Here is a 21,600-nt window from a genome sequence, read left to right as displayed (position 1 = left end):
ATACTACCCCAACTGCTGAAGTTGCGCGGATAAACTCTCTATCGTAGCATTAAGCTCTTCTACATGGGCTTTCTTCTTATCAATAACCGCCTGAGCAGCCTTTGAAATAAAGGCCTCTTGGCTGAGAAGCTCCTGTATTTTGCTGCGCTCTGAGTTAAGCTTTTCAAGCTCTTTTGAAAGGCGCGTAGCTTCGGCGCGTAAGTCAACTAAACCGCCCAGCTCAACAAAAATTTCTACGTCACCTTCGGCTGTTGCAACACAAGTTTTTGGACGCGTAAAGTTTGAGACAAGATCAAGCGATTTTAAGCGACCAACATGAATAATAAACTCTTTTTGGGCGTCAATAACCTGTGCCTTAGCTTCACTTGTCTTAACGGTAAGTGCAAGTTCTTCTTTTGGAGATAAACGATAACGAGCACGAATAGAGCGCACGGTAGAAATAAGCATCTTTGCTAGTTCAAAGTTTGCTTCTGCTTTAGTATTAACAAACTGTTCGTAATCTTTGGCATCTGGCCAGGAAGCAAGCATAAGAAATGCAGCACGATGATCGTCTATACCAGACACCGGCAACATATCCCAAATTTCCTCGGTTACAAACGGAATAACGGGATGTAGAAGTCTAAGTGCCGTATCAAGAACAAATACGAGATTGCGCTGAACTTGTAATTTTTCGTCGGCAGTACCATTGAGCAAACGACCCTTACAGAGCTCAATATACCAGTCACACACCTCATTCCAGAAAAACGACTGAATATCACGGGCATAGTCTCCAAAGGCATAGGTTTCGAGCTGTTCGGTAGTCTGTTTAACAACAGCTGCAAGACGGCTTAACATCCATGCGTCTTCCATTGTTTGAGCGCACGGTTTACCTGGAACATAGTCTTGCAAATTCATGTGCACAAAACGCGAAGCATTCCAAATCTTGGTGATAAACGAACGAGCTTGATCGGTACGCGGACTTTCTTTAAGCTGCTTGGTCTTTTTATCGATAACGGCATCAAATTTAACATCTTGGTTAGTAGTAATAAGCGTTAAAAGATTGTAGCGCATAGCGTCGGCACCATACTTGTCGATAAGATCCATAGGGTTAACGCCATTGCCCTTACTTTTTGACATACGACTACCGTCTTTTGCCAAGATCGTTGCATAAATGTACACATCTTTAAAAGGAATTTCATGTGTAAAGTAGAGCGAACTCATAATCATGCGCGCGACCCATAATGCAATAATATCGCGTGCGGTAACCAACACTTTGGTAGGATGATGTGCTTTAAGCTCGTCAGATGAAAAAGGCCACCCTTGTGTTGCAAATGTCCACAACTGAGAAGAAAACCAGGTATCCAATACGTTTTCATCTTGTGAGACATGCGAGGACGAACACTGCGGGCATACAGTCACATCTTCTAAACATGCATCTTCCCATCCACAATCAGCACAGGTAAATACGGGAATACGGTGACCCCACCAGAGTTGTCGAGAGATGCACCAATCTTTAAGGTTGTCCATCCAGGTAAGATATGTTTGCGTCCACCTACTTGGATGAAATTGAATCTCTTGCGAAGTAACAGCTTCTTTAGCAGGTGTTTTGAGCTTATCAACCGCAACAAACCATTGCTGGGAAAGCCAGGGCTCAAGCGCTGTATCACAGCGGTAACAATGCATAACCGAGTGGTTAAGATCTTCTATATGATCAAGCAAACCATGATCTTCAAACCACGAAACAATTGCCTTGCGCACTTCGTTTCTATCCATGCCCGAAAATTGTCCATAGCCGTCGACAACACATGCATGCTCATCAAAGACATTGATTTGTTCAAGATTATGTGTTTGACCCATAGCATAGTCATTTGGATCGTGCGCAGGAGTAACCTTTACAAATCCGGTTCCAAATCCTTTATCAACATGCCAATCCGAAAAAATAGGAATCTCACGATTAACAATAGGTAGCAAAACTTTTTTGCCAACAAGGCAAGCCTTTTCGTCATCTTGAGGAGACACCGCAACACCTGTATCGCCTAGCATGGTCTCGGGACGAGTGGTAGCAACGGTGATATAAGTTATATCTCCTACTGGATCGACCAGTGGATAGCGCATATACCACAGGTGACCTTTTTCATCGCGATATTCTGCCTCATCATCAGAAATTGCCGTTGTACACACAGGACACCAATTAACAATGCGTTTACCACGGTAAATAAGCTTATCATGATACCAATCAACAAAAACCTTGCGCACTGCATGTGCATACTCATCGCTCATAGTAAACTTGGGATCACTCAAATCAATAGAGCAACCCATACGCTTAATTTGTGAAACAATAGTTCCACCATATTCACGCGTCCAATCCCAGCATGCATCCAAAAACTTTTCGCGTCCAAGAGCCAGACGAGAAATTCCCTGGCTTTTAAGTTTTTTGTCTACCTTGGTTTGTGTAGCAATACCTGCATGATCGGTACCTAAAATCCAGCGTGTTGAGCGGCCGCGCATACGATTGTATCTAATATAGGTGTCTTGAATGGTATCGTCCATGGCATGACCCATATGAAGAATACCTGTGACATTAGGAGGTGGAATAACAACCGTGCAATCACCAACACCTTTGCTGCGTTTGTAGCATCCAGCTTGGATCCATTGCTCAATAAGTTTTGGTTCAACCTCTAAAGGATTGTATGTTTTTGGCATTTGCTCCACAGGGCATCCCTCTTTATGTCACGATAACCAGCAGTTAACACCTTATTGTACCTGTTTAGAAAAAGAAAAGCGTGCAAGACTTTTGTCTTTTCTTAAGCAACTTGTAATAAGTATAACCGAACATATGTTTGCTTGCACAACAAAGATACATAACCCCAGGATTAAAAAATCCGTTCACTTAAATCACACAATGCTTACCTATAAGAAAGCCCCTGGACAAACCAGAGGCATATATGCACCTATAGTATGAAGCGCGTTATGGGCGCGCGCTATGAGCGTTGCAAACGCGCGATACCAAACATGCATTACAAACGCATTACAGGCTCGTTATGCTGCACATTACTCCTTCTTAAGCGCCTTAAATAGACCATGTTTGCGCTCTTCGTGATCTTCTTCGGTAATGCGCAATGGTTGTTCGGTTCCTTCTACTGCCTCTTTAGTAACAACAACCTTTACAATAGAGAGATCAGAAGGCAAATCGAACATGGTATTTTGCAGTGTTGCTTCACATATTGCACGAAGACCACGAGCACCGGTATTACGCTTAAGCGCAAGTGATGCAATTTCGCGGAGAGCCTCATCTTTAAATTCAAGTTCAACGCCTTCAATTTCAAACATACGCTTGTATTGTTTAACAATTGCGTTTTTTGGCTCAATCAAAATTTTAACAAGATCGTCTTCCGTAAGCTCTTTAGTAGTGGTTATAACTGGAATTCTACCAATAAACTCAGGGATAATACCAAATTTATGCAAATCTTGAGGCATAACTTTACTCATAAGCTCATCTTGGTTGTCATCAACCTTACGCGCAAGCTGCGCATTAAAACCAATGCCCTTTTCTCCGATACGATCAGCAACAATTTTGTCTAATCCAACAAATGCACCACCGCAGATAAAGAGAATGTTTTGCGTGTTAATATGAATGAGCTCTTGGCTAGGATGCTTTCTACCCCCTTGTGGAGGAACGCTTGCATTGGTACCTTCCAAAATTTTAAGAAGCGCTTGTTGTACACCTTCGCCCGAAACGTCGCGCGTAATAGAGAGATTTTCTGCTTTACGAGCAATTTTGTCGATCTCGTCGATATATACAATACCCACTTCTGCGCGCGCAACGTCACCATCAGCGGCAGTAATGAGCTTAAGCAGAATGTTTTCGACGTCTTCGCCAACATAACCAGCTTCGGTAAGCGTTGTGGCATCGGCAATTGCAAAAGGAACTTCCAAAAAACGCGCAAGGGTTTGTGCAAGTAAGGTTTTACCTGTACCCGTTGGACCAAGCAACAAAATGTTACTCTTGGCAAGCTCTACTTCCTCTGGTTTAGCATCATCGTTGCGATTAATGTCTTCATCAATAGAGACATCGTTAGTCATAACGCGACGATAGTGATTGTACACGGCAACGCTCATAGCACGTTTTGCCGCCTCTTGCCCCATCACGTATTGAGACAGTTCATCATAAATTTCGTGAGGAGTGGGAAGATTATTAAGCTTCAGACCTGGATCTTTAGGCTTTTGAGTGTCCTCTTGCGGAGTCAGCCGTGCATTTGGGTTATCTGAGTAATTCTGCTCACTTTTTGAAAGTATATCGCAGCACTCGGCAATACACTCATCACATATAAAAACACCGTCGGGTCCTTGAATAAGTTTATTGGCTTGAGCACGAGTTTTACCGCAAAATGAACAAATGAAACCTTGTTCACCAGAATGCAATGCCATACAGACTCCTTACCTGCCTTAGATGTTATACGACCAAAATGTTAATAGGTATATTTGCTGCTACGTTGTCACACAAACTATTCGCGATCTCACGCGTGCAAACCTATTCTGCTTGTTCAGCACGCGATGTAATAACCTTATCAACCAAACCATAATCACATGCTTCTTGCGCACGCATGTAGTTATCACGTTCGGTATCTTGGTTGATTTTTTCAACCGTTTGACCTGTATATTGGGCCAAAAGTTCGTTCATGTGATTACGGATCCACTTAGTTTCATCTGCAACAATTTGAATATCGGTCTGCTGCCCTTGTGCGCCCGAACTTGGTTGATGAATCATAACCATAGAATTAGGGAGACACATGCGCTTGCCTTTTGCACCAGCTGCAAGCAAAACAGATGCCATAGAAGCCGCCATACCAACACAGATAGTAGAAACGTCGGGTTTAATAAAGTTCATGGTGTCTAAAATACCCAATCCAGAGTAAACTTCGCCACCAGGTGAATCGATATACAACGCGATATCCTTATCAGGGTCTTGACTTTCTAGATGAAGCAGCTGTGCAATAACCAAATTAGCTGAATCACGAGTAATAGCTTCACCCAAGAAAACAATACGGTCGTTTAACAGGCGAGAAAATATATCATAGCTACGCTCACCGCGAGGCGTTTGTTCGACAACATATGGAATAAGCGGTGTTGCTGTTGGAGTAATCATACATTCCCTTCCGGTTGAAAAATGCGCTTCGAGAAGAAGACCCGAAGCGCAAAGCGTACGCCAATAAGAACAAAATATTACGCTATACTCACGCTATATTTGTTTTAATATAGCACGACCTACATGTACATAAACAAACTCTTTATTCTTAGTTGCTCTACGTAGTTTACTTTTCAGTCTTAGCAGTCTTTTTTTCGGCAGCTTTTGAAGATGCTTTATCAGCAGACTTTTTAGAAGTTTTCTTAGGTGCTTTTGCCTTTTTTTCTGCATCTTTGTTTGCTTGAGCAACCTCATCAACAACTTCTACGCTTGCATTCTCAACAAGCCACTTAACAGCCTTGCTTCTACGGATGGATTCACGAATTGCAGGCATTTGACCGTTTTTCTTGAATTGATCCATCTGCTTTTTATAATCTTTACCAACGCTTTTGAACTCTTCTTCTACATCAGCTTCGGTTGCCTCCAAATTAAGCTTATTGGCAATGGCGTTAAGTGCCAAAGACTGACGAGCACGCTCTTGTGCTTGTACGTGAAGATCCGCTAAGAAGTCATCAGACTTGATACCACGTGAAGCAAGATACATATCAAGTGTTGCACCTTGACGTTGCAGCTGGCTTAAGAACTCGTTGGCAAGCTCAGAAAATACTTGCTTTTGATAATCTTCAGGAACCTCATCAAGTTTGAGATGTTCACCCATAGCCTCTACAACACGATCTTCTTTAAGAGAAGGCAAGGAAGTTTTCTTATCGTTTTCGATCTCTTCTTTAATAGCATCACGAAGCTTCTCAACGGTATCAAATCCCATTGATTTTTTAGCAAACTCATCGGTAAGCTCGGGTTTCACAGCACGCTTAAGAGTTTTAAGCGTAACGTTTACCTTAACAGGAGTTTCTTTTTTGTCCTCTTTACGAACCCAAGAAATTTCTTTGCTTTCATCAAGCTTCATGCCAGTAACGCCTTGGGCAAACTCTTGAGGAATATACGGACTATCAAGGACAAATTGACGCGCTGAACCCTCAAACTCTGGAAGACCTTCGATGTTTTTAACATCTAATACAACAACGCTCGACTCAGTTGCTTGCTTAGCATCCTTATCTTCTTCGTAAGTTGTGTTATACGATAAAAGCTGATCAATTTGACGATCGATCTCGGCGTCAGTTGCATGCTCTGGAGGCATGGTAATAGAAGGAGCGTCATAGGTATCAAGCTCGCACACAGGAGGAACGCTCACAAGAGCCTCTACCGTAAAGTCTTTATGCTCTTCTACCAATTTTGGATCTTCGCCGTAATCAGGCTTGCTGATGGCAACAATATCAAGCTCATCAAGCATTTGCGGTTGTACGTTTTGAATAAGATCCTCGGTTGCCTGCGCAAACACAGCTTGTTTACCAACAATACCGTTAATTACAGGACGAGGAGCACGGCCTCTTCTAAAGCCTTGAAATGCATATTTTTTTGCAATGTCTTTATATGCACCGTCAATCGCTGCGTCGACATCGGTTGCGGATACAGTTACAGTAATTTTGACCTTATCATTTGAGGTCTTATCAGCAGTGGCAGTGATATTCAAGGTTCCTCCAGTATTCCTTATGCCTGTATGGTGTGACAGACAACTTATTTCTCTATGTTGGTGCGAGCGAAAGGACTTGAACCTTCACGAGTACAATACTCACCAGATCCTAAGTCTGGCGCGTCTGCCAATTCCGCCACGCTCGCAAACTAACATACAACTTATGCATGATACCAAAGCTTACACCTTAAGGTAGACATTAATTGTATCTTTCCATAGAGTTTCTTAAAAAATATAAAATTCTATAGGTACTTTGCAAAAAACGATAGACGTCTTAAAAGCATAGTACACACCCAAGAGCACACAACACTTACCAAAAGCAACATAAGCTGAAATACTAATACCTGAAACATATCTGCTTGCTCAAAAAAACTTGTCTGAAACAGTGCCACATAACGAACAAGAGCTTGAATCCAAACAACATGAAGCACGTAGATACCAAAACTATATGATGCTAAAAATCGGATGAGCACGGTAAACCTCTGACACCAGAGACTTTGTATGTTTGCATGTTGGCAAACGCGTTGTGCAAGTGACTTAGCGGCAATGCAAATCCCTGCACTATACACAAACATCAAGCTGCTTTGAGGCATAAAGAACATATCATAGTCATACACAAACAAAACAACCATTCCAACTGCCGAGACAAGTGCGCCAACATAATAAAGTACTCGATTATCATTTTCTTCAAAAAACAGATAGTACCCTGCTACAAAATAGAGCAATTCATAGCTCAAAGGCATATATGAAATAATGTCGATGTGAGTGATTGAAGCAATATTGGGCAATACCATAAGCGTAATCCACATTACCATAAGTGCCCATTTATGTTGTTTTGGGCTTGTAGCCTGCAAAACAATACGTAATGGCATAACAAGTGCATATAAACCTATGAGTTTGTACAAAAACCAAAGATGATCCCAGCTTTGACCTGTAAGAGTTTTTAGAATTGCTTGCATGATCAAATCCACAGGCGAAGTAAACCCCGTTGCGGCTACTTTAATCATGCTAAAGCACAGACCAATCGTAGCTAAAATAGCTACAAGGCGCACAATATGATGAACAACTTTTTTTGAAGTAACGCAGCGTTGCGGGTGCAGCATTAAAGCGCCTGAAATCATAAAAAATAGTGGCACAGCCCAGCGAAAAAGGACGACCGCGGCCCCCGATTCAACTATCATAAGTGCTTGTGTACTTGACGAAAGTGTAGAGAGATTTGCAATTGAAATAATACAATGCAAAGCTACCACGGCAAACGCAGCCAACACACGCAGCACGTCAAAATACAGGACATGTTCAAATGTGTTTGCGCGCGCGGTTTGCGCGAGCGTGGACGATGTAAGCAACGCTGGGCTGTGCTTTGATTTTTCTCGATAAGAACTTGTCATACGCGTAGGTTCTATTTATGTGACGCAAGAAAAGATTGAACTTCGTCAAACGTAGGCATAGCATCTTGCGCGCCTAATTTTGTTACACAGAGTGCAGAAGTTGCCATCGCGATTTCCATAGTTGTATCAAAAGAATTATCATACGACAAACACGCAGCTACCGCGCCTAAAAATGCGTCACCTGCCGCTGTAGTGTCAATACAGTTAACCTCAAATGCAGGGCGCGTAACAACTTCATCAGCTGTTTTTGCAACAGCACCTTGAGCTCCAAGTGTCAGAATTGTTTGTTTAACACCTTTTTGAGCAAAAAAATTAAGTGCAGATAGACGATCTTCTTCACTGTTAGGCTGAATACCAGAAAGCGTTGCACACTCAGACTCATTGAGACACAACAAATCAATAGTTTTATACATATCGTCGTCTATAGGAAGCGCAGGAGAAGGATTACAGATGGTAAACAAACCTTTTTTACGCGCATATGCCAAAGAAGCTTTTATCACTTCGGGCAAACATTCAAACTGCGTTAAGAAAATATCCCCTGGTTCTGCAAGCGTGTCGAGCGTATCTTGTACCTCGTCAAACGTAACACAAATATTCGCGCCAGGATCCACTACAATGCGGTTGTCATCTTTTGAGCGCAATATAAGCGCACTACCAGTAGCAACATCGCTGCTGGTCCGAATTCTTGAAGTACGCACGCCATATTCTTCTAATCCAGCAATCCGAATAGATCCTAAGCGATCACTGCCCACTTTACCAACCATATACGTTTTTGCACCAAGGCGAGCAGATGTAACTGCCTGATTGGCACCTTTACCACCACCAGTAAGTACAAAGGTACTTCCAAGTACTGTTTCGCCTTGTTGTGGCATACGAGTGCAGCTTACTGACATATCGGTGTTGATACTTCCAAAAACAATAACGTTATGCATATAATTTACACCTGCCCCTGTTATTTCATTTCTGCTTAGCACCTCAAAAACACGTACATCTTGTTCTTAGCATACGTGAATTTTTAATAGTGTCTTATTATATCTCTTAGTGATAGTTGCGTAGCGTCAGTTGTATAAAATATTCCAGATTTTTTAACTATTCACGAACGTTGTGATTCATAAGTCTTTGGTACATAAAGTCATTAGCCTGAAGCTCTATCGTATCGTCTAGCGGCTCAAGCTCTTGGCAAATACCACGACGCGCACACGCAGTACGCAAAAGAAAGTCGGCAACACCGGGATTTTTTGGGAAAAGTGGCCCGTGAATATAGGTTCCTAGAACATGCTTATATAAGCAGCCTTCGTATCCAGTTTCACCATCATTTCCGTGCCCGTATTCTACCACGCCTAAAGGCGTAATATCAGCAGCTAGATGTGTTCTTCCCCCGTGATTTTCGTATCCAACTATGGGGTGCGTACATATAGAACTTTTAATTGCAATATTGCCAATAAGGCGCGGTGTTCCACGATCGGTATATAAATCAACAAGTGAGAGTCCTTTGATTTTTTCGTCATCAAGCAAATAATAATGTCCTAAAAGTTGATAACCACCGCACACCGCAGCTAGAACGCCGCCATCTTCTACGTATGAGGCAAGCTCATCACGAAACGTTTGCAAAGCTGAACAGACAATTTTTTGTTCGCGATCAGATCCACCGCCAATAAACACTATGTCTGCAGACGAAAGTGTAATGCTATCTCCCACGTGGACTTCTACAATCTCAAATGGAATATGACGCTGTTTAAGACGATGTGCAAGCACCAGCATATTACCTGAATCTCCATAAAGATTAAGTAGTTCGGGGTACATATGTACAATACGTAACGTTTGCATAAATACACGCTTTCTATCGTAAAAACTGAGCGTCTAAAGTTAGAGCGCAAGAAGCACGCGCGAAACTACTGCGCAGTACAGAGCTGCTCCAAACGCGCTTTAACAGGCCAAAGAGCAGAATAATTAGTAAGAACATAAAGAACTCTATTAGGATAGTGCTTAGAAATAGTAGCTAATACTTCATCTATTGACGTTGTGCATTCAGACGAAAAGCCTGCATATTTAAGACGAACTTGCATATCATGGCGACGCGTACCGCCGCACAAGAGTACGGGCTTATCCTCGGAGGAGAACCGTTCAAAATCAACATCCCACAACCACGATACGTCTTTTCCATCGTTAAAATTATCATTTATGCAGATATAAATAACTTTCTGGCGCGGATCTTCTTGCAACAGGGAAATGTTTTGGTTAAATCCCGTTGGATTTTTTGCAAGATTCAAAACAAGAGGAATTCCTTGATAGGTAAAGTGCTGTAATCGACCATTTTGGGGATGATATGCATTAAGCACGTTTAAGAAAGCTTCATCGGAAATACCTGTCTCGTGCGCAATATAATAAGCCGCAAGAAGGTTGTATACCATATACAAACCACCAAACGACGCAGAAATTTGAGCTGTATGTTGATTGATGTGCGCACAAAACTTAACACTGTTTTGTTCAAGCTGAATATCGTCTGCATAACAGTTCAGCTGCGGACGCGCAAAGGTGCAGTTAGGGCAACTAAACGCGCCAAGTTGTGCATAACTACGATAGGTATACGTAAGCTCTGTTCCACACAACTGGCAAAAACGAGCCTCGGGAACACGATCAGCAGCTCGGTGTAAATCTTGGTTGATACCAAAGTACACAACGTTAATATGCAGACGCTGCGCAGACTGAGCCACGCCTACTGTAAGAGGATCATCACCACAAACAACAAGCGTTGTAGAGGGCGACGCCTCAAGTGCGCGAACGATAGTTTGCTGAACGCGTTCTATTTCGCCACAGCGGTCAAGCTGATCACGAAACAAATTAAGTAATACAAGAAACTTCGGTTTAACTGCAGGAACAATATTGATAGAAAAAAGTTCATCCGACTCTAATACGCAAGCAACACCGCTGGCGGCGTCCAAAAGCGCAGACGCTATGCCTGCTGGCATATTTGCTCCCGCCCGATTGCAAACTACCTGCGGAAAAGAAGAATCAAATGCCGAGGCAATAATATTCGTTGTAGTTGTTTTGCCATTAGTTCCGCATACAACAACCGTATGTTTGCCAAAAAGGCGTGCTTTATGTGCTAGAAAATTTTTATCAATGCCAAGCGCTACCCTACCTGGAAGCTGAGATGCTTTTCGATGAAATACACGACGTAACAATGTGCGAGCGCTGCGCGCACAAAACGCGGCAAAATATGTCTGTAACACGTATAACTAACCTCTTTATAATCATTAAAACGATATTCACACATTGCTGTGCTGGCGTTAAAACTAAAAACTGATTCGCAAGGCGCGCATAAAGAAACGCACATGTGATATTGCTTCACGCCTTCAACAATTTATGCCGATATATGCTTTTCTTCATCGCTGTTTAACGTGAGTGCATGCTCTTTTGTCATATCTTGAGCCTCGTATTCTTCAGGTGTTAGAACATCTTCGATACGAAGATTAACACCAGCAACGCTCAGCCCTGTCATTTCCATAACTTTACTAACAACTGCCTCTTTAACATCCTCAAACACCTGTGGTGCATACGCACCGTATTTAATGAGAACCGAGATATTAACTCGTACCGATGCATCATGAGTGACTTCAACGGTAACGCCTTTACGCGCGTCTGACGCGCCTAACACATCTTGTACGCGATTAAACCAGCTGCCTTTCATGCCTACAACGTCTTTTACGTCGCGCATTGCAATAGCAACAATTTTCTCAATAACACCATTTGAAAATGTCAGCGAATCTTGAGTATCATCTTCAACATCGTCGGTTAACTCAGCGCCATCGTCGGAGGTAACCTCGCTCGTTTCTGCAGGTGTTGCTGCATGAATGTTGTTTGTATAAGCTTCATTTGTACGAGGCGTACCAGAAGTACCCTCTTCAGCACTTTTCTGAGTATCGAGAACATCCTGTGAAGTGACAAAAGTATCGACCTTTTGATTCCCCAATGTATCAACTGTATCTTCAGACGTTTTATCTGCCGAATTTTGAGCCAAAGGATGATCGGTAAACTCAACGTTTAATGTAGGCGATACGTCTTGGGTACTTGTATCAAGACACGCAGATTTTTGATCTTTCATAATATGAGTCCTTTCGTACAGGTAAAACAGGGTGTAAGCTTAATTTCTGTTATCTTTGAATAACTTTTGAACAAGAGACAAAATCTTGGGATTTCCGTCGACATATTGACCAATTGCAATACCTAAAGCAATGCAAAAACCTATTAAAAGTGTACGAAATAGACCAATAGAAAAAATAAGCAATGCAACAAGAAGACCAACAGCAGCTCCTATACATGCATGCTCACGACCTTTAACATAAGCAGCGCATACGCGCGTAAACTCATTAAACGTTGCGTTTTCCACCGTAGGTGCACCATGTGTTGAAGCGTCTTGAGTAGAAGTATTAGTATGGTCATTTGCCTGCGCTTTATCTACAGATACATCAACGCGTGCAGACACTTCTTTTTGGGCGTGTACGTTTTGGGCGTGGGCAGTTTCATCAACAATCGTTGTACGACTTTCATTCTTTTTCATGATTTATTGCCTTTCACGCTGGACAGACGTTGTTAAAGACGACGAAGATGAAGCAGCACGCTCATCTTTTGACGTCTGTAAACCTGTTGTAGGATGAGATGTAACCGTAGTGCTTTGAGATACTATCATGGTGCTTTTATGCACTTGATCTTGTGAACTTTTTGAACCAAAATTCTGCGAAGGAACATCATCTGAATTAGAAGAAGTATCAGAGGCTCCGTAATGCGAAATAGGAACGGTAATACCCGATGATTTATGCAGGAGCTTTGTATGTATAGGACGCTGCACATCGGCAGATACCGTAAAAGTATCTGCATCGTCCAATGTATGAGGAACATCGGTGGAATCTACATCAGTATCAGCCACATTTGACAAAGGTTCGGTTGATACAGGCGCCACAAGATCCTCATCACTCACCGAGACATAATTCTTTGCTTGAGCAAATTCTAAGTTAATAGAATCTATGTGATTACCAACAATAACCGAAAGTCCTGCATAGAGCTTGCTTTTAAGCTCATCTGATGCCGTAAGCAAATCTTCGGTTTCTTCGGGCTGAATACGCGCATTTACACGAATATGGCCGTATTTAGCTGATTTTACGTAAAGCCGAACCACACAAAAACGTCCGTCTTCTTCGATCACATGTTTTGCTTGAGACTCTATAGCACGAAGCGATACGGTAATTTTGTTGTCTTTAGCTTTGGAAATAATGACCACTTTACGGTTACGTGTAAAAATAGCACGCAAAAGCATAATGACACAGCCAAAAACTATGATAAAAGGAGCAATTTTCATGAGCTGTTGGACAAAGGACAGTCTAAACACATAGAGAGTATATGTTGATGTAACATCATAAGAGGCAGCAAGCCATGAACCAAAAAAGAATATGCCTGTCAATGCATATATCAGCATGCATAATCGCTTAAAAATTCCCATACAAGCCCCTTTACACTCTTTATTGATGCATGAACACCGTGTACTTGTAATAGTTTAACAAAAATCCTACCTGAACAGTAATATTCACGTAGGATTTTATACCATAATTTTACGTACCAAATAATCTCGATGCAGCAATCGCAGCCGAAATAAAACGATCAAGCTTCTATTCTTCTGCCTCAAGTTCAGCCAAAACTTCGTCGGAGACACACATAGCAGCGTAAACGTTCTGAACGTCATCTAATTCTTCCAAGCGATCTACAAGACGTTCAACTTTTTTAGCGTCAGCAGCGTTTAAGTCGGTGGGGTTATTGGCAACCATAGTAAGCTCGCTACCTTTTACCTCAATACCTTGCTCTTTAAGAGAAGCCTCAACCGATTGCATTTTATCGTAAGCGGTATAGATGAGCCATTCTTCTCCCTCATCTTTGTAATCTTCTCCACCTGCCTCAGCAACGGCCATCATAAGCTCGTCCTCATCGGAACAAGCCTCTTTAGTTACTGCGATAGAACCTTTGCGCTCAAATTGGAATGCAACAGAACCTGAGGTACCAAGATTGCCGCCAGCATGAGTAAACGCAGAACGAACATCAGCAGCTGTACGATTAAGGTTATCGGTAAGGCACTCAACATAAAGTGCAACACCTGCAGGACCATAGCCTTCGTAGGTGACTTCTTTATAAACTACAGCATCGGCACCAGTACCAAACGCTTTATCAATAGCAGCCTGAATACGAGCATTAGGCATAGAAACCATACGAGCACGTGCAACAGCGGCAGCAAGAGCTGCGTTATTCTCAGGATTTGGATCTCCACCATTTCTTGCAGCAACGGTAATATTACGCGAGTGCTTGGAGAAAAGCGCCGAGCGTTTTGCGTCGATAGCTGCTTTTTTATGCTTAGTGGTAGCCCACTTTGAATGTCCAGACATGCACGTCTCCTTTAATAAATTGCATAGAAATCAGTGTGTACGTGTTTGACGTACTTATACATAATAGACCTAAGTTGAAAACATGAAAAGTATTCAATCTAGATTTCATTATTAAACAAGATTTTATGAAATTTGGTTATGGCAATCGTAAGGTTTTGTTTCTTTACAAAACCTGTCACTTTTTTGTCACATGAGAATTTGTTGGTGTATCGGTCACAACCTGTCACACCAGTTAAACACGGTAATTCACACTTTTTCACACTGAGCGCCATTGATGAATTTTTACGTATTAAAATGTTTGTATTTCTGCAGGTAAACTAGGGTAAAAAGCAAGAAAAAAATGGTGGAGATGAAGGGAGTCGAACCCTCGGCCTCTGCCTTGCGGAGGCAGCGCTCTCCCAACTGAGCTACATCCCCATGCCGCATACACTGAGCACAAACATGTTTGCGCGCGTTTGAATGTGCACAAACCCCATTGGAGCTTAGTACGGTGTATATTCTTACAGGAACAAACGACTCTGTCAATAATTGTACGCATATGCCAAAAAGAACCATAATCAACATAAGTCGTAATAAAACAAAATCTATGATGAAATCAGCACTTTGTACATACACAGCGTAATTAAATAAATAAAATTGTTACATTCCCTATAACAATTCTCATTTATTCAGTTTATTTTCAAAAATACGCTACTATATTTTTTATACAAATGTTTCAGATTTTAACGTTGAAAGGATAGATCTATGAAACATAGAATCACCCCCCCCTGTGGATAATAGGTGCTCTCTTTATTGCACTGAGCGCATTTGTGAGTCTGCCGATTTCGGTATTTTTTACACAATCAGCACTCGCAGACCAAGTTATTCCTAACGAAGGAGACGACGGCAACGCACATTGGGCATGGGACGAAACCACTAAAACAATTACCGTTACCGCTAAAGATGGCACTGATGGTGTGATGACTAAAAAGAGTTACCCAGTGCGTCTTAAAGCTGGTGGTTTTTCTAATTCTTCATCGCTTGATTATGGATGGCGCGTCTATCATCTTCCCGAAGCTGAACACATCAAATTTGTACAAAATGCACAAGGTACTCCTGTTACTGTTAAAGTAACAAATAACAATCAAACAGAATTCCAAAAGTTTTTTGGTGACGCTAAAAATGATGAAAACAAACGTACCGAAAACTATTGCAGAGCTGTAAATCTTAAAACAGCTGATCTTACCGCACTTAAGTGCGATGTTTCAAATATGCCAGCTGACGTTCTATTAGATTACGGAAGATTTTTTGGTCGTTGCCATAAACTCGAAGAAGTTATTTTAAGCAATAATACGTTTGGAAATGATCACAAGAAAAATTTTCAAAAACTCTTTGCAGATTGTAACAACCTTAAGCACATCTATGGTGCTACTTACGATAAACAAAGCAATTCATGGACGATCGACAAATCAGAAGACACCAGCGGTGTAAAATACCTCAATGATACTAATGCATTAAGCACGGAATATATGTTTATGAATTGTACATCGCTTACCTCATTTAATGCGTCGCTTTTCCCCAATAAATTAAAGTCGCCCATCTATACGTATTATATGTTTAAGGATTGTATCGGGCTGACAGAACTTAAACTTACAGGTGTTACCTGCGAAAACTCAACAGACATGGAAGCAATGTTTGCGAATTGCAGCCAAGTTCCCACTTTTGATCTCTCATCGTTCAATACAGCAAAATGCACATGTATGAAATGGACGTTCTTCCACTGTGGCACTACAAAAGAACTTGACTTATCAAGCTTTGATACCTCTAACGTTACCGATATGGCAGGCATTTTCCAGCATTCAAATTGTCTTGAGAAAATTATTCTCTCAAAGAAATTTAACACCAGCAAGGTCAAAACTATGGAAAGCATGTTTTCTGGCGTTATGGATGAAAGCCCCAGTGCTCCCAACGCAGGAAATTTTGTACTCAAAGAACTTGATGTATCAAACTTTGATACAACTAACTGCGAAAACTTTAATAATATGTTCTCGGGTCTGCGTGCACTTGAAACGCTTAAACTTGGCGACAACTTTGCCACAAATGGTGAGCGTCAAGCAATGAAAGATACGTTTGCAGGCGATACAGCTCTTAAAGAATTAACCGTTGGTAAACCATTTGAATTCAAATATGACTGTGCGCTCCCCGAGCCAAACTTTGGTAAAGCAAAATGGACGCGTAAAGGCGCTCCTCTTGGTAGCTTTACTTGGACTTCAAAGCAACTTGTTGGTCATGATAATGTAGCAAGTATCTATGCTCCAAATGCAACAGCCGATGGAGAAAATGTCGTAATGCCTGGTACTATAGTTACTACTCCCAACCTACGGAAAATGACCTTTAATTTAGACGGTGGAACACTTGCAGATGTGGATTCATATAAACCTTGTGCTGAAAACACGTTTAAGCACGAAACACAAAAACTAGAGTGGTTAGTTCCTGAAGGTACAACAATTGCAAAGCCCACAAACCCAGTAAAAGATGGTCATACATTTGCGGGTTGGAAAGCTCGTCTGAGCAATGCCGAGAACCCCGTGCTCAGCTCATATGATCTTACATGGAAATTTGCCGATGCGGCAGATGCAGCAAGTGTAATGAATGGGGATCTTGAACTTACAGCACAATGGAATAAAGACGAGGGAACAGGCACAGATAACCCTACTACAAGCGATTCAGGTACCCAAACCGATACTTCAACTGGTACTGACACGGGTACACAAACTGATAATACTGGCACAGGAACCGATACTGGTACACAAACTGAAGGGACTGGTACGGACACCGACAACCATAACGCGACTAACAACGATAACTCTCACAATCCGACAAATGACGGAAACACCGATTATAAGAACGACAATACAAATACTGACAAAGGCGCGCAAATCGGCCAAAAAGATCTCCCCTCAACAGGTGACAATCTGTTTGGAACAGCTCCTTGGGCAGGATATGTGCTGTTATCGCTGGTACTTGGAGCATTTGGCGTATCATCCGCAGTTCGCGCATACCAGCAAAGGTAAGCTCACGCTCATAGACAAGACTTATCTATGCCTCATGCATAGCTAAATACTAAACCCACTTCAACTGTAAAAGGTACGAAGTGGGTTTATTTATACACAAGCAGGTAGTATGGATCAGAAACGCCGACAGCGCACACTCGGCGCATTGCTTTTGTAAAACGCTTACGCATGTACCAGCTTATGCATGCACCAGCCACACCAAACGCGCACGCAGACATATAAAAACTTTGTTCAGATGATACTGATGCTCCGTACGTGGTAAGCTTATATATTATGTTTTTTAAGCTCCATAAGAATGAATGAAAATAAAGGAATATCAATGGCAATTCAATACGAACAAGCACATTTTGAAGCGGCATATGGAACAGCTCAACAATTACCTGCCTCCACAACGCCCGAAATCATTTTTTGCGGGAGGTCAAATGTTGGCAAGTCGTCGCTCATCAATAAATTGCTCAAACGCAAAGCGCTTGCACGCACCAGCAGTCAGCCTGGTAAAACGGCAAATATTAACTTTTTTAATGTTGATGGCATTCGTTTTGTAGATTTGCCCGGATACGGGTTTGCAAAGGTTTCAAAAGCAGAACGTGAGCGTTGGTCAAGCCTGATCAGCGGCTATTTTGAGGATAATCGAAGCTTTAATTTAGTCATATGTTTGGTAGATATACGAATCGATGCGCAGCAGCTTGATAAAGACATGCTTAGCTATGTTATACACGAAGAACTCCCCTACGTTGTGGCTTTTACCAAAGCAGACAAGCTTACACACTCTAAGGCTTTAGCTGCTCGAACAAAGCTCTGCAAGGCACTAGAAGTTCCTCAAGATAAAACCATCATTACCTCGGCAGAAACAGGAGAAGGTATGGCAGATCTTAGACGCTGTATCGAAGAACATGCGCTGAGCTGATAAACGGGTTATGCAAATCAGACAAACCATGCAAACTAGATGCGCAAGAGATTATAAGTAAGGACACGATGAATACCATGTCAACAATAAACAAAGACGACAAAGCAGGCAACGAAGGCAAAGCTGACAACGGGCAAAACATGCAACACAGCACGTATGATGCGCAGGCTATGAATACACATGAAAATAGCGCCAGTGATACGCGATCAGATGAAGTTTTTCGCACAGAAGAAAAGCATCTGCACGACGTGTATGCCAAACTCGTCCAAGAGAAAAAGACCTTAGAAACACAGATGACTAAAGCGCACGAGCGCGCGCAAAAAGATCTTAAAGAAATGTCAAGCGAAGTTCGCCAAAACTTTGGCTCAGATGACGAAGCAATGGAAACCTATGCTGCAATTGAAACGCTTAACGCTGTTATAGACGTTTACAATCAAAAACACGATTTTGACGCGGATCGTCTTAAACGCATTGACACCCTTTTGTTGCAGCCGTATTTTGCCAAAGTTGTTTTGCAAATGCGCGCTGGTCGTCCGCCGCAAAGCGTGTATATTGGAGCCGCTGGTATTACCGATGAGCACCGTATTCCTTTGGTTGTTGATTGGCGAAGTCCCATCGCGCAAACCTACTACAATCAAGAAAATGGGCTGATTACATACGAAGTTAATGGTAAAAAACGCCAAGTGACACTTAGTTTGCGCCGACAATTTGATATTGTGCGCGATTGTTTGCGCGCATATTTTGATTCGGACATCGCTATTGAGGACGCTCTTTTGAAGCAAGCACTTGCTCGTCGGCACTCAGAAAAACTTCAAGCAATTACCGCCACGATTCAGCGTGAACAAAACAAAATTATTCGCTACAAAGATGTAGAGGCTCTGCTTATTGATGGTATTGCAGGATCGGGTAAAACTTCGGTGTTGCTGCAGCGCATAGCGTATCTGCTGTACCAGCAAAAGGATACACTCAGCAGTAAGGATATTTACTTTTTTGCGCCCAATGATGTTTTTGCTCAATATATTAATATGGTTTTACCTCAGCTAGGAGAACAGAATCCACAAACGTTTACGTGGAAATCATTTATAGCACGTCTTGGTCTTTCTACCTATGGAAGCGGTGTGGCAACCACCATCGAAGACCTGCATGATCTTGAGCACATGCTTTCGCATATACAAATTAATGATAAAGATATTCAAGAAATAAAGTGCCGCGACACCGTACTGCTTAAAGTGGCAAGCATTAAATCGGCACTCGAAAAATTTGGCGCTATCGGATGGAATCGCAAGCGTATTGCCCTTGTCAAAGACGAACTACATGCGCGACTTGACAGACGTATTACTGCACTGGCTCAAACAGAAGATTTTCAAGACGCGCTTTGTGAACTTGACGTAGAGCAGCAAATGCAGATTTTTAATGCAATCATTGCTCCGCAAACCGCAGAAGACACCTTAAAATACGCGCGTATCTACGCTCATTATTTGTATGACGAGGCACATGAGGCAATCGAATGTGTGAGTTGGCTTAATTTTGCTCATATTGCACAACACAATCTTACCCATGAGCACCCTACATCAGTTGAAATATATTATCTTCACCTGCTGTTATGTGATAGTACGTTTAAGGGCGCGCGGTTTGTAGTTATCGATGAGGTGCAAGATTACACGCCAGCGCAACTCTATGTGCTCACACAAACGTTCCACGGTGCGCATTTTATTTTTGCAGGTGACGAGCGACAAGCGCTTACTATCAATCGCAGTAGCTTTTCCGATATCGAGCGCGTCTTAGCACACACTAATATTACATACAAACACATGTTCTTGTCAACAAGTTATCGCTCCAGTAAAGAAATTACAGATTTGTTTTGGAGTATTTTTTCGGCGCGCGAAGGTACCGACATAGTATCGGTGCAGATGGAAGGCGAAAAACCGCATTTTATAAGCTGTGATGAACGTGATACCAAAGCCTATGTTGAAAGCTTACAAAATTTGGTAGATGCACGAGATCCACAGGAATTATGCGCCATCATTACCCGTGAAGAACGCGGCGCAAAATGGCTTGCACAGCGCTTGCACGACGGAGCTCACGCGATTACACGCATCACCGCAAACAGCATTTTGCCACAGCATGGCATAGTTATCATGAACTTAAAACTTGCCAAGGGCCTTGAATTTGATCATGTCATTTTAGCTGACGCACAAAGCGCCAACTATCCTTGTGATACAGAGGAAAAAGAAGACGTGTCGCGCAGGTGCTTATACACCGCCCTATCGCGCGCAACACATCGTGTGGATATCGTATCACAGGGAATGCTCACGCCTCTTTTGTGCAAAAATGACCAGGAAACCAAGTAAGTTTTTTATATAGCATCGCATACTTTTCCCAAAGAGAACGAGCTTAGTGTGCGTATAAAATCGTAAACATCATAATGTATATGCAAACTGCCGGTAAAAGTTTACCGGCAGTTTTTGCGTGTTACTCGTTTTTATACAGTTCCTTCAGGCGAACAAGATGTTCCCAGCGCTGCATTGCAGACTCTTCGTTTTTCTCAAACAACTCATCTGCTTGATCGGGGAACTCGCGCGTCAGGCGTGCATAACGAGATTCGTTCATAAGGAACTCTCGATACCCACCCTTAGGCTCTCTTGAATCCAACGTAAACTTACGACCCTTAGGAGCCGCAGGATTAAAGCGGAACAAGTTCCAATATCCACAATCAACCGCACGTTTCATTTCGTTTTGGCAGTTAGCCATGCCACCCTTAATAGAATGCATTTCGCAAGGAGAGTATCCAATAATCAACGATGGACCATCGTAGGCCTCGGCTTCTGCAACAACCTTAAGTGTTTGGGCAGGATTTGCACCCATTGCAACTTGAGCAACATAGACATACCCATAGTTCATTGCAAGCTCACCTAAAGGCTTTTTGGAAACTTTTTTACCACTTGCAGCAAATTGTGCTACCTGACCAAGATTAGATGCTTTAGATGCCTGACCACCTGTATTGGAGTACAGCTCGGTGTCAAAGACAAAAACGTTTATGTTGTGACCCGATGCAAGAACATGGTCAAGACCGCCAAAGCCAATATCGTATGCCCAGCCATCGCCACCAAAGATCCAGAACGATTTCTT

The 21,600-nt window shown here is 42.2% G+C and carries 16 protein-coding genes and 2 tRNA genes; 3 read left to right on the top strand and 15 right to left on the bottom strand.

Annotation, left to right across the window (positions count from 1 at the left end):
- Positions 1–3 precede the first annotated feature (3 nt).
- The 14 genes from AC5GD6_RS02490 to AC5GD6_RS02425 all read right to left on the bottom strand — a co-directional run bounded on the left by AC5GD6_RS02490 (position 4) and on the right by AC5GD6_RS02425 (position 14,928).
- Entirely contained in the window at positions 4–2,691 is a 2,688-nt protein-coding gene (locus AC5GD6_RS02490) for a valine--tRNA ligase (RefSeq protein WP_491846157.1), read from the bottom strand.
- Positions 2,692–3,030: 339 nt separating this feature from the next.
- Positions 3,031–4,407, bottom strand: a complete 1,377-nt coding sequence (clpX, locus tag AC5GD6_RS02485; protein ID WP_491846156.1) for an ATP-dependent Clp protease ATP-binding subunit ClpX — start codon at positions 4,405–4,407, stop codon at positions 3,031–3,033.
- Positions 4,408–4,510: 103 nt separating this feature from the next.
- Entirely contained in the window at positions 4,511–5,125 is a 615-nt protein-coding gene (locus AC5GD6_RS02480; protein ID WP_061102619.1) for an ATP-dependent Clp protease proteolytic subunit, read from the bottom strand.
- A gap of 166 nt (positions 5,126–5,291) precedes the next feature.
- Positions 5,292–6,695 carry a trigger factor gene (gene tig / locus AC5GD6_RS02475; RefSeq protein WP_061102618.1) on the bottom strand — a complete coding sequence of 468 codons (1,404 nt, stop codon included), beginning with the start codon at positions 6,693–6,695 and terminating at the stop codon, positions 5,292–5,294.
- Positions 6,696–6,753: 58 nt separating this feature from the next.
- Positions 6,754–6,841: transfer RNA gene (locus AC5GD6_RS02470), tRNA-Leu, on the bottom strand.
- A 96-nt stretch (positions 6,842–6,937) separates the two neighbouring features.
- Entirely contained in the window at positions 6,938–8,083 is a 1,146-nt protein-coding gene (locus tag AC5GD6_RS02465; protein ID WP_464359993.1) for an acyltransferase, read from the bottom strand.
- 11 nt (positions 8,084–8,094) lie between these two features.
- The gene (locus AC5GD6_RS02460) at positions 8,095–9,015 is read right to left on the bottom strand and encodes a ribokinase (protein ID WP_303870673.1); all 921 of its coding nucleotides are present in this window, start codon (positions 9,013–9,015) and stop codon (positions 8,095–8,097) included.
- Positions 9,016–9,172: 157 nt separating this feature from the next.
- On the bottom strand, positions 9,173–9,910 hold the full coding sequence (locus AC5GD6_RS02455; RefSeq protein ID WP_491846155.1) for a type 1 glutamine amidotransferase: 738 nt from the start codon (positions 9,908–9,910) through the stop codon (positions 9,173–9,175).
- A gap of 65 nt (positions 9,911–9,975) precedes the next feature.
- Entirely contained in the window at positions 9,976–11,316 is a 1,341-nt protein-coding gene (locus AC5GD6_RS02450) for a MurT ligase domain-containing protein (RefSeq protein ID WP_276790588.1), read from the bottom strand.
- Positions 11,317–11,447: 131 nt separating this feature from the next.
- Complete coding sequence (locus tag AC5GD6_RS02445; protein ID WP_311444195.1) at positions 11,448–12,188, bottom strand: Asp23/Gls24 family envelope stress response protein; 741 nt, start codon at positions 12,186–12,188, stop codon at positions 11,448–11,450.
- A 39-nt stretch (positions 12,189–12,227) separates the two neighbouring features.
- Positions 12,228–12,644 (bottom strand): DUF2273 domain-containing protein, encoded by a 417-nt coding sequence (locus tag AC5GD6_RS02440; protein WP_491846154.1) that lies wholly within the window; start codon positions 12,642–12,644, stop codon positions 12,228–12,230.
- 3 nt (positions 12,645–12,647) lie between these two features.
- Positions 12,648–13,580 carry an Asp23/Gls24 family envelope stress response protein gene (locus tag AC5GD6_RS02435; RefSeq protein WP_491846153.1) on the bottom strand — a complete coding sequence of 311 codons (933 nt, stop codon included), beginning with the start codon at positions 13,578–13,580 and terminating at the stop codon, positions 12,648–12,650.
- Positions 13,581–13,746: 166 nt separating this feature from the next.
- Positions 13,747–14,511: a YebC/PmpR family DNA-binding transcriptional regulator gene (locus AC5GD6_RS02430; RefSeq protein ID WP_006302658.1), complete on the bottom strand. Its 765-nt coding sequence runs from the start codon at positions 14,509–14,511 to the stop codon at positions 13,747–13,749.
- Between the two features lie 341 nt (positions 14,512–14,852).
- Positions 14,853–14,928: transfer RNA gene (locus AC5GD6_RS02425), tRNA-Ala, on the bottom strand.
- Positions 14,929–15,320: 392 nt separating this feature from the next.
- Here AC5GD6_RS02425 and AC5GD6_RS02420 point away from each other — a divergent pair.
- The 3 genes from AC5GD6_RS02420 to AC5GD6_RS02410 all read left to right on the top strand — a co-directional run bounded on the left by AC5GD6_RS02420 (position 15,321) and on the right by AC5GD6_RS02410 (position 20,822).
- Complete coding sequence (locus AC5GD6_RS02420) at positions 15,321–17,564, top strand: BspA family leucine-rich repeat surface protein (protein WP_491846152.1); 2,244 nt, start codon at positions 15,321–15,323, stop codon at positions 17,562–17,564.
- Between the two features lie 319 nt (positions 17,565–17,883).
- Complete coding sequence (gene yihA / locus AC5GD6_RS02415; RefSeq protein ID WP_416447442.1) at positions 17,884–18,471, top strand: ribosome biogenesis GTP-binding protein YihA/YsxC; 588 nt, start codon at positions 17,884–17,886, stop codon at positions 18,469–18,471.
- Between the two features lie 77 nt (positions 18,472–18,548).
- Complete coding sequence (locus AC5GD6_RS02410; protein WP_491846151.1) at positions 18,549–20,822, top strand: HelD family protein; 2,274 nt, start codon at positions 18,549–18,551, stop codon at positions 20,820–20,822.
- Positions 20,823–20,943: 121 nt separating this feature from the next.
- Here the strand turns inward: AC5GD6_RS02410 and AC5GD6_RS02405 are convergent.
- A partial coding sequence (locus AC5GD6_RS02405; RefSeq protein ID WP_491846150.1) for a thiamine pyrophosphate-dependent enzyme occupies positions 20,944–21,600 on the bottom strand: 657 nt, incomplete at its 5' end.

It is taken from the genome of Fannyhessea sp. (genome assembly GCF_986145555.1).
This window is presented reverse-complemented; position numbering and strand designations above follow the sequence as displayed.

What these genes read in the sequence shown, in the direction of transcription:
- AC5GD6_RS02430 (WP_006302658.1), bottom strand. Translation starts at nt 14,511, where the DNA reads ATGTCTGGACATTCAAAGTGGGCTACCACTAAGCATAAAAAAGCAGCT.
- AC5GD6_RS02410 (WP_491846151.1), top strand. Translation starts at nt 18,549, where the DNA reads ATGTCAACAATAAACAAAGACGACAAAGCAGGCAACGAAGGCAAAGCT.
- AC5GD6_RS02440 (WP_491846154.1), bottom strand. Translation starts at nt 12,644, where the DNA reads ATGAAAAAGAATGAAAGTCGTACAACGATTGTTGATGAAACTGCCCAC.
- clpX (WP_491846156.1), bottom strand. Translation starts at nt 4,407, where the DNA reads ATGGCATTGCATTCTGGTGAACAAGGTTTCATTTGTTCATTTTGCGGT.
- AC5GD6_RS02480 (WP_061102619.1), bottom strand. Translation starts at nt 5,125, where the DNA reads ATGATTACTCCAACAGCAACACCGCTTATTCCATATGTTGTCGAACAA.
- AC5GD6_RS02455 (WP_491846155.1), bottom strand. Translation starts at nt 9,910, where the DNA reads ATGCAAACGTTACGTATTGTACATATGTACCCCGAACTACTTAATCTT.
- AC5GD6_RS02465 (WP_464359993.1), bottom strand. Translation starts at nt 8,083, where the DNA reads ATGACAAGTTCTTATCGAGAAAAATCAAAGCACAGCCCAGCGTTGCTT.
- AC5GD6_RS02445 (WP_311444195.1), bottom strand. Translation starts at nt 12,188, where the DNA reads ATGAAAGATCAAAAATCTGCGTGTCTTGATACAAGTACCCAAGACGTA.
- yihA (WP_416447442.1), top strand. Translation starts at nt 17,884, where the DNA reads ATGGCAATTCAATACGAACAAGCACATTTTGAAGCGGCATATGGAACA.
- AC5GD6_RS02435 (WP_491846153.1), bottom strand. Translation starts at nt 13,580, where the DNA reads ATGGGAATTTTTAAGCGATTATGCATGCTGATATATGCATTGACAGGC.
- AC5GD6_RS02460 (WP_303870673.1), bottom strand. Translation starts at nt 9,015, where the DNA reads ATGCATAACGTTATTGTTTTTGGAAGTATCAACACCGATATGTCAGTA.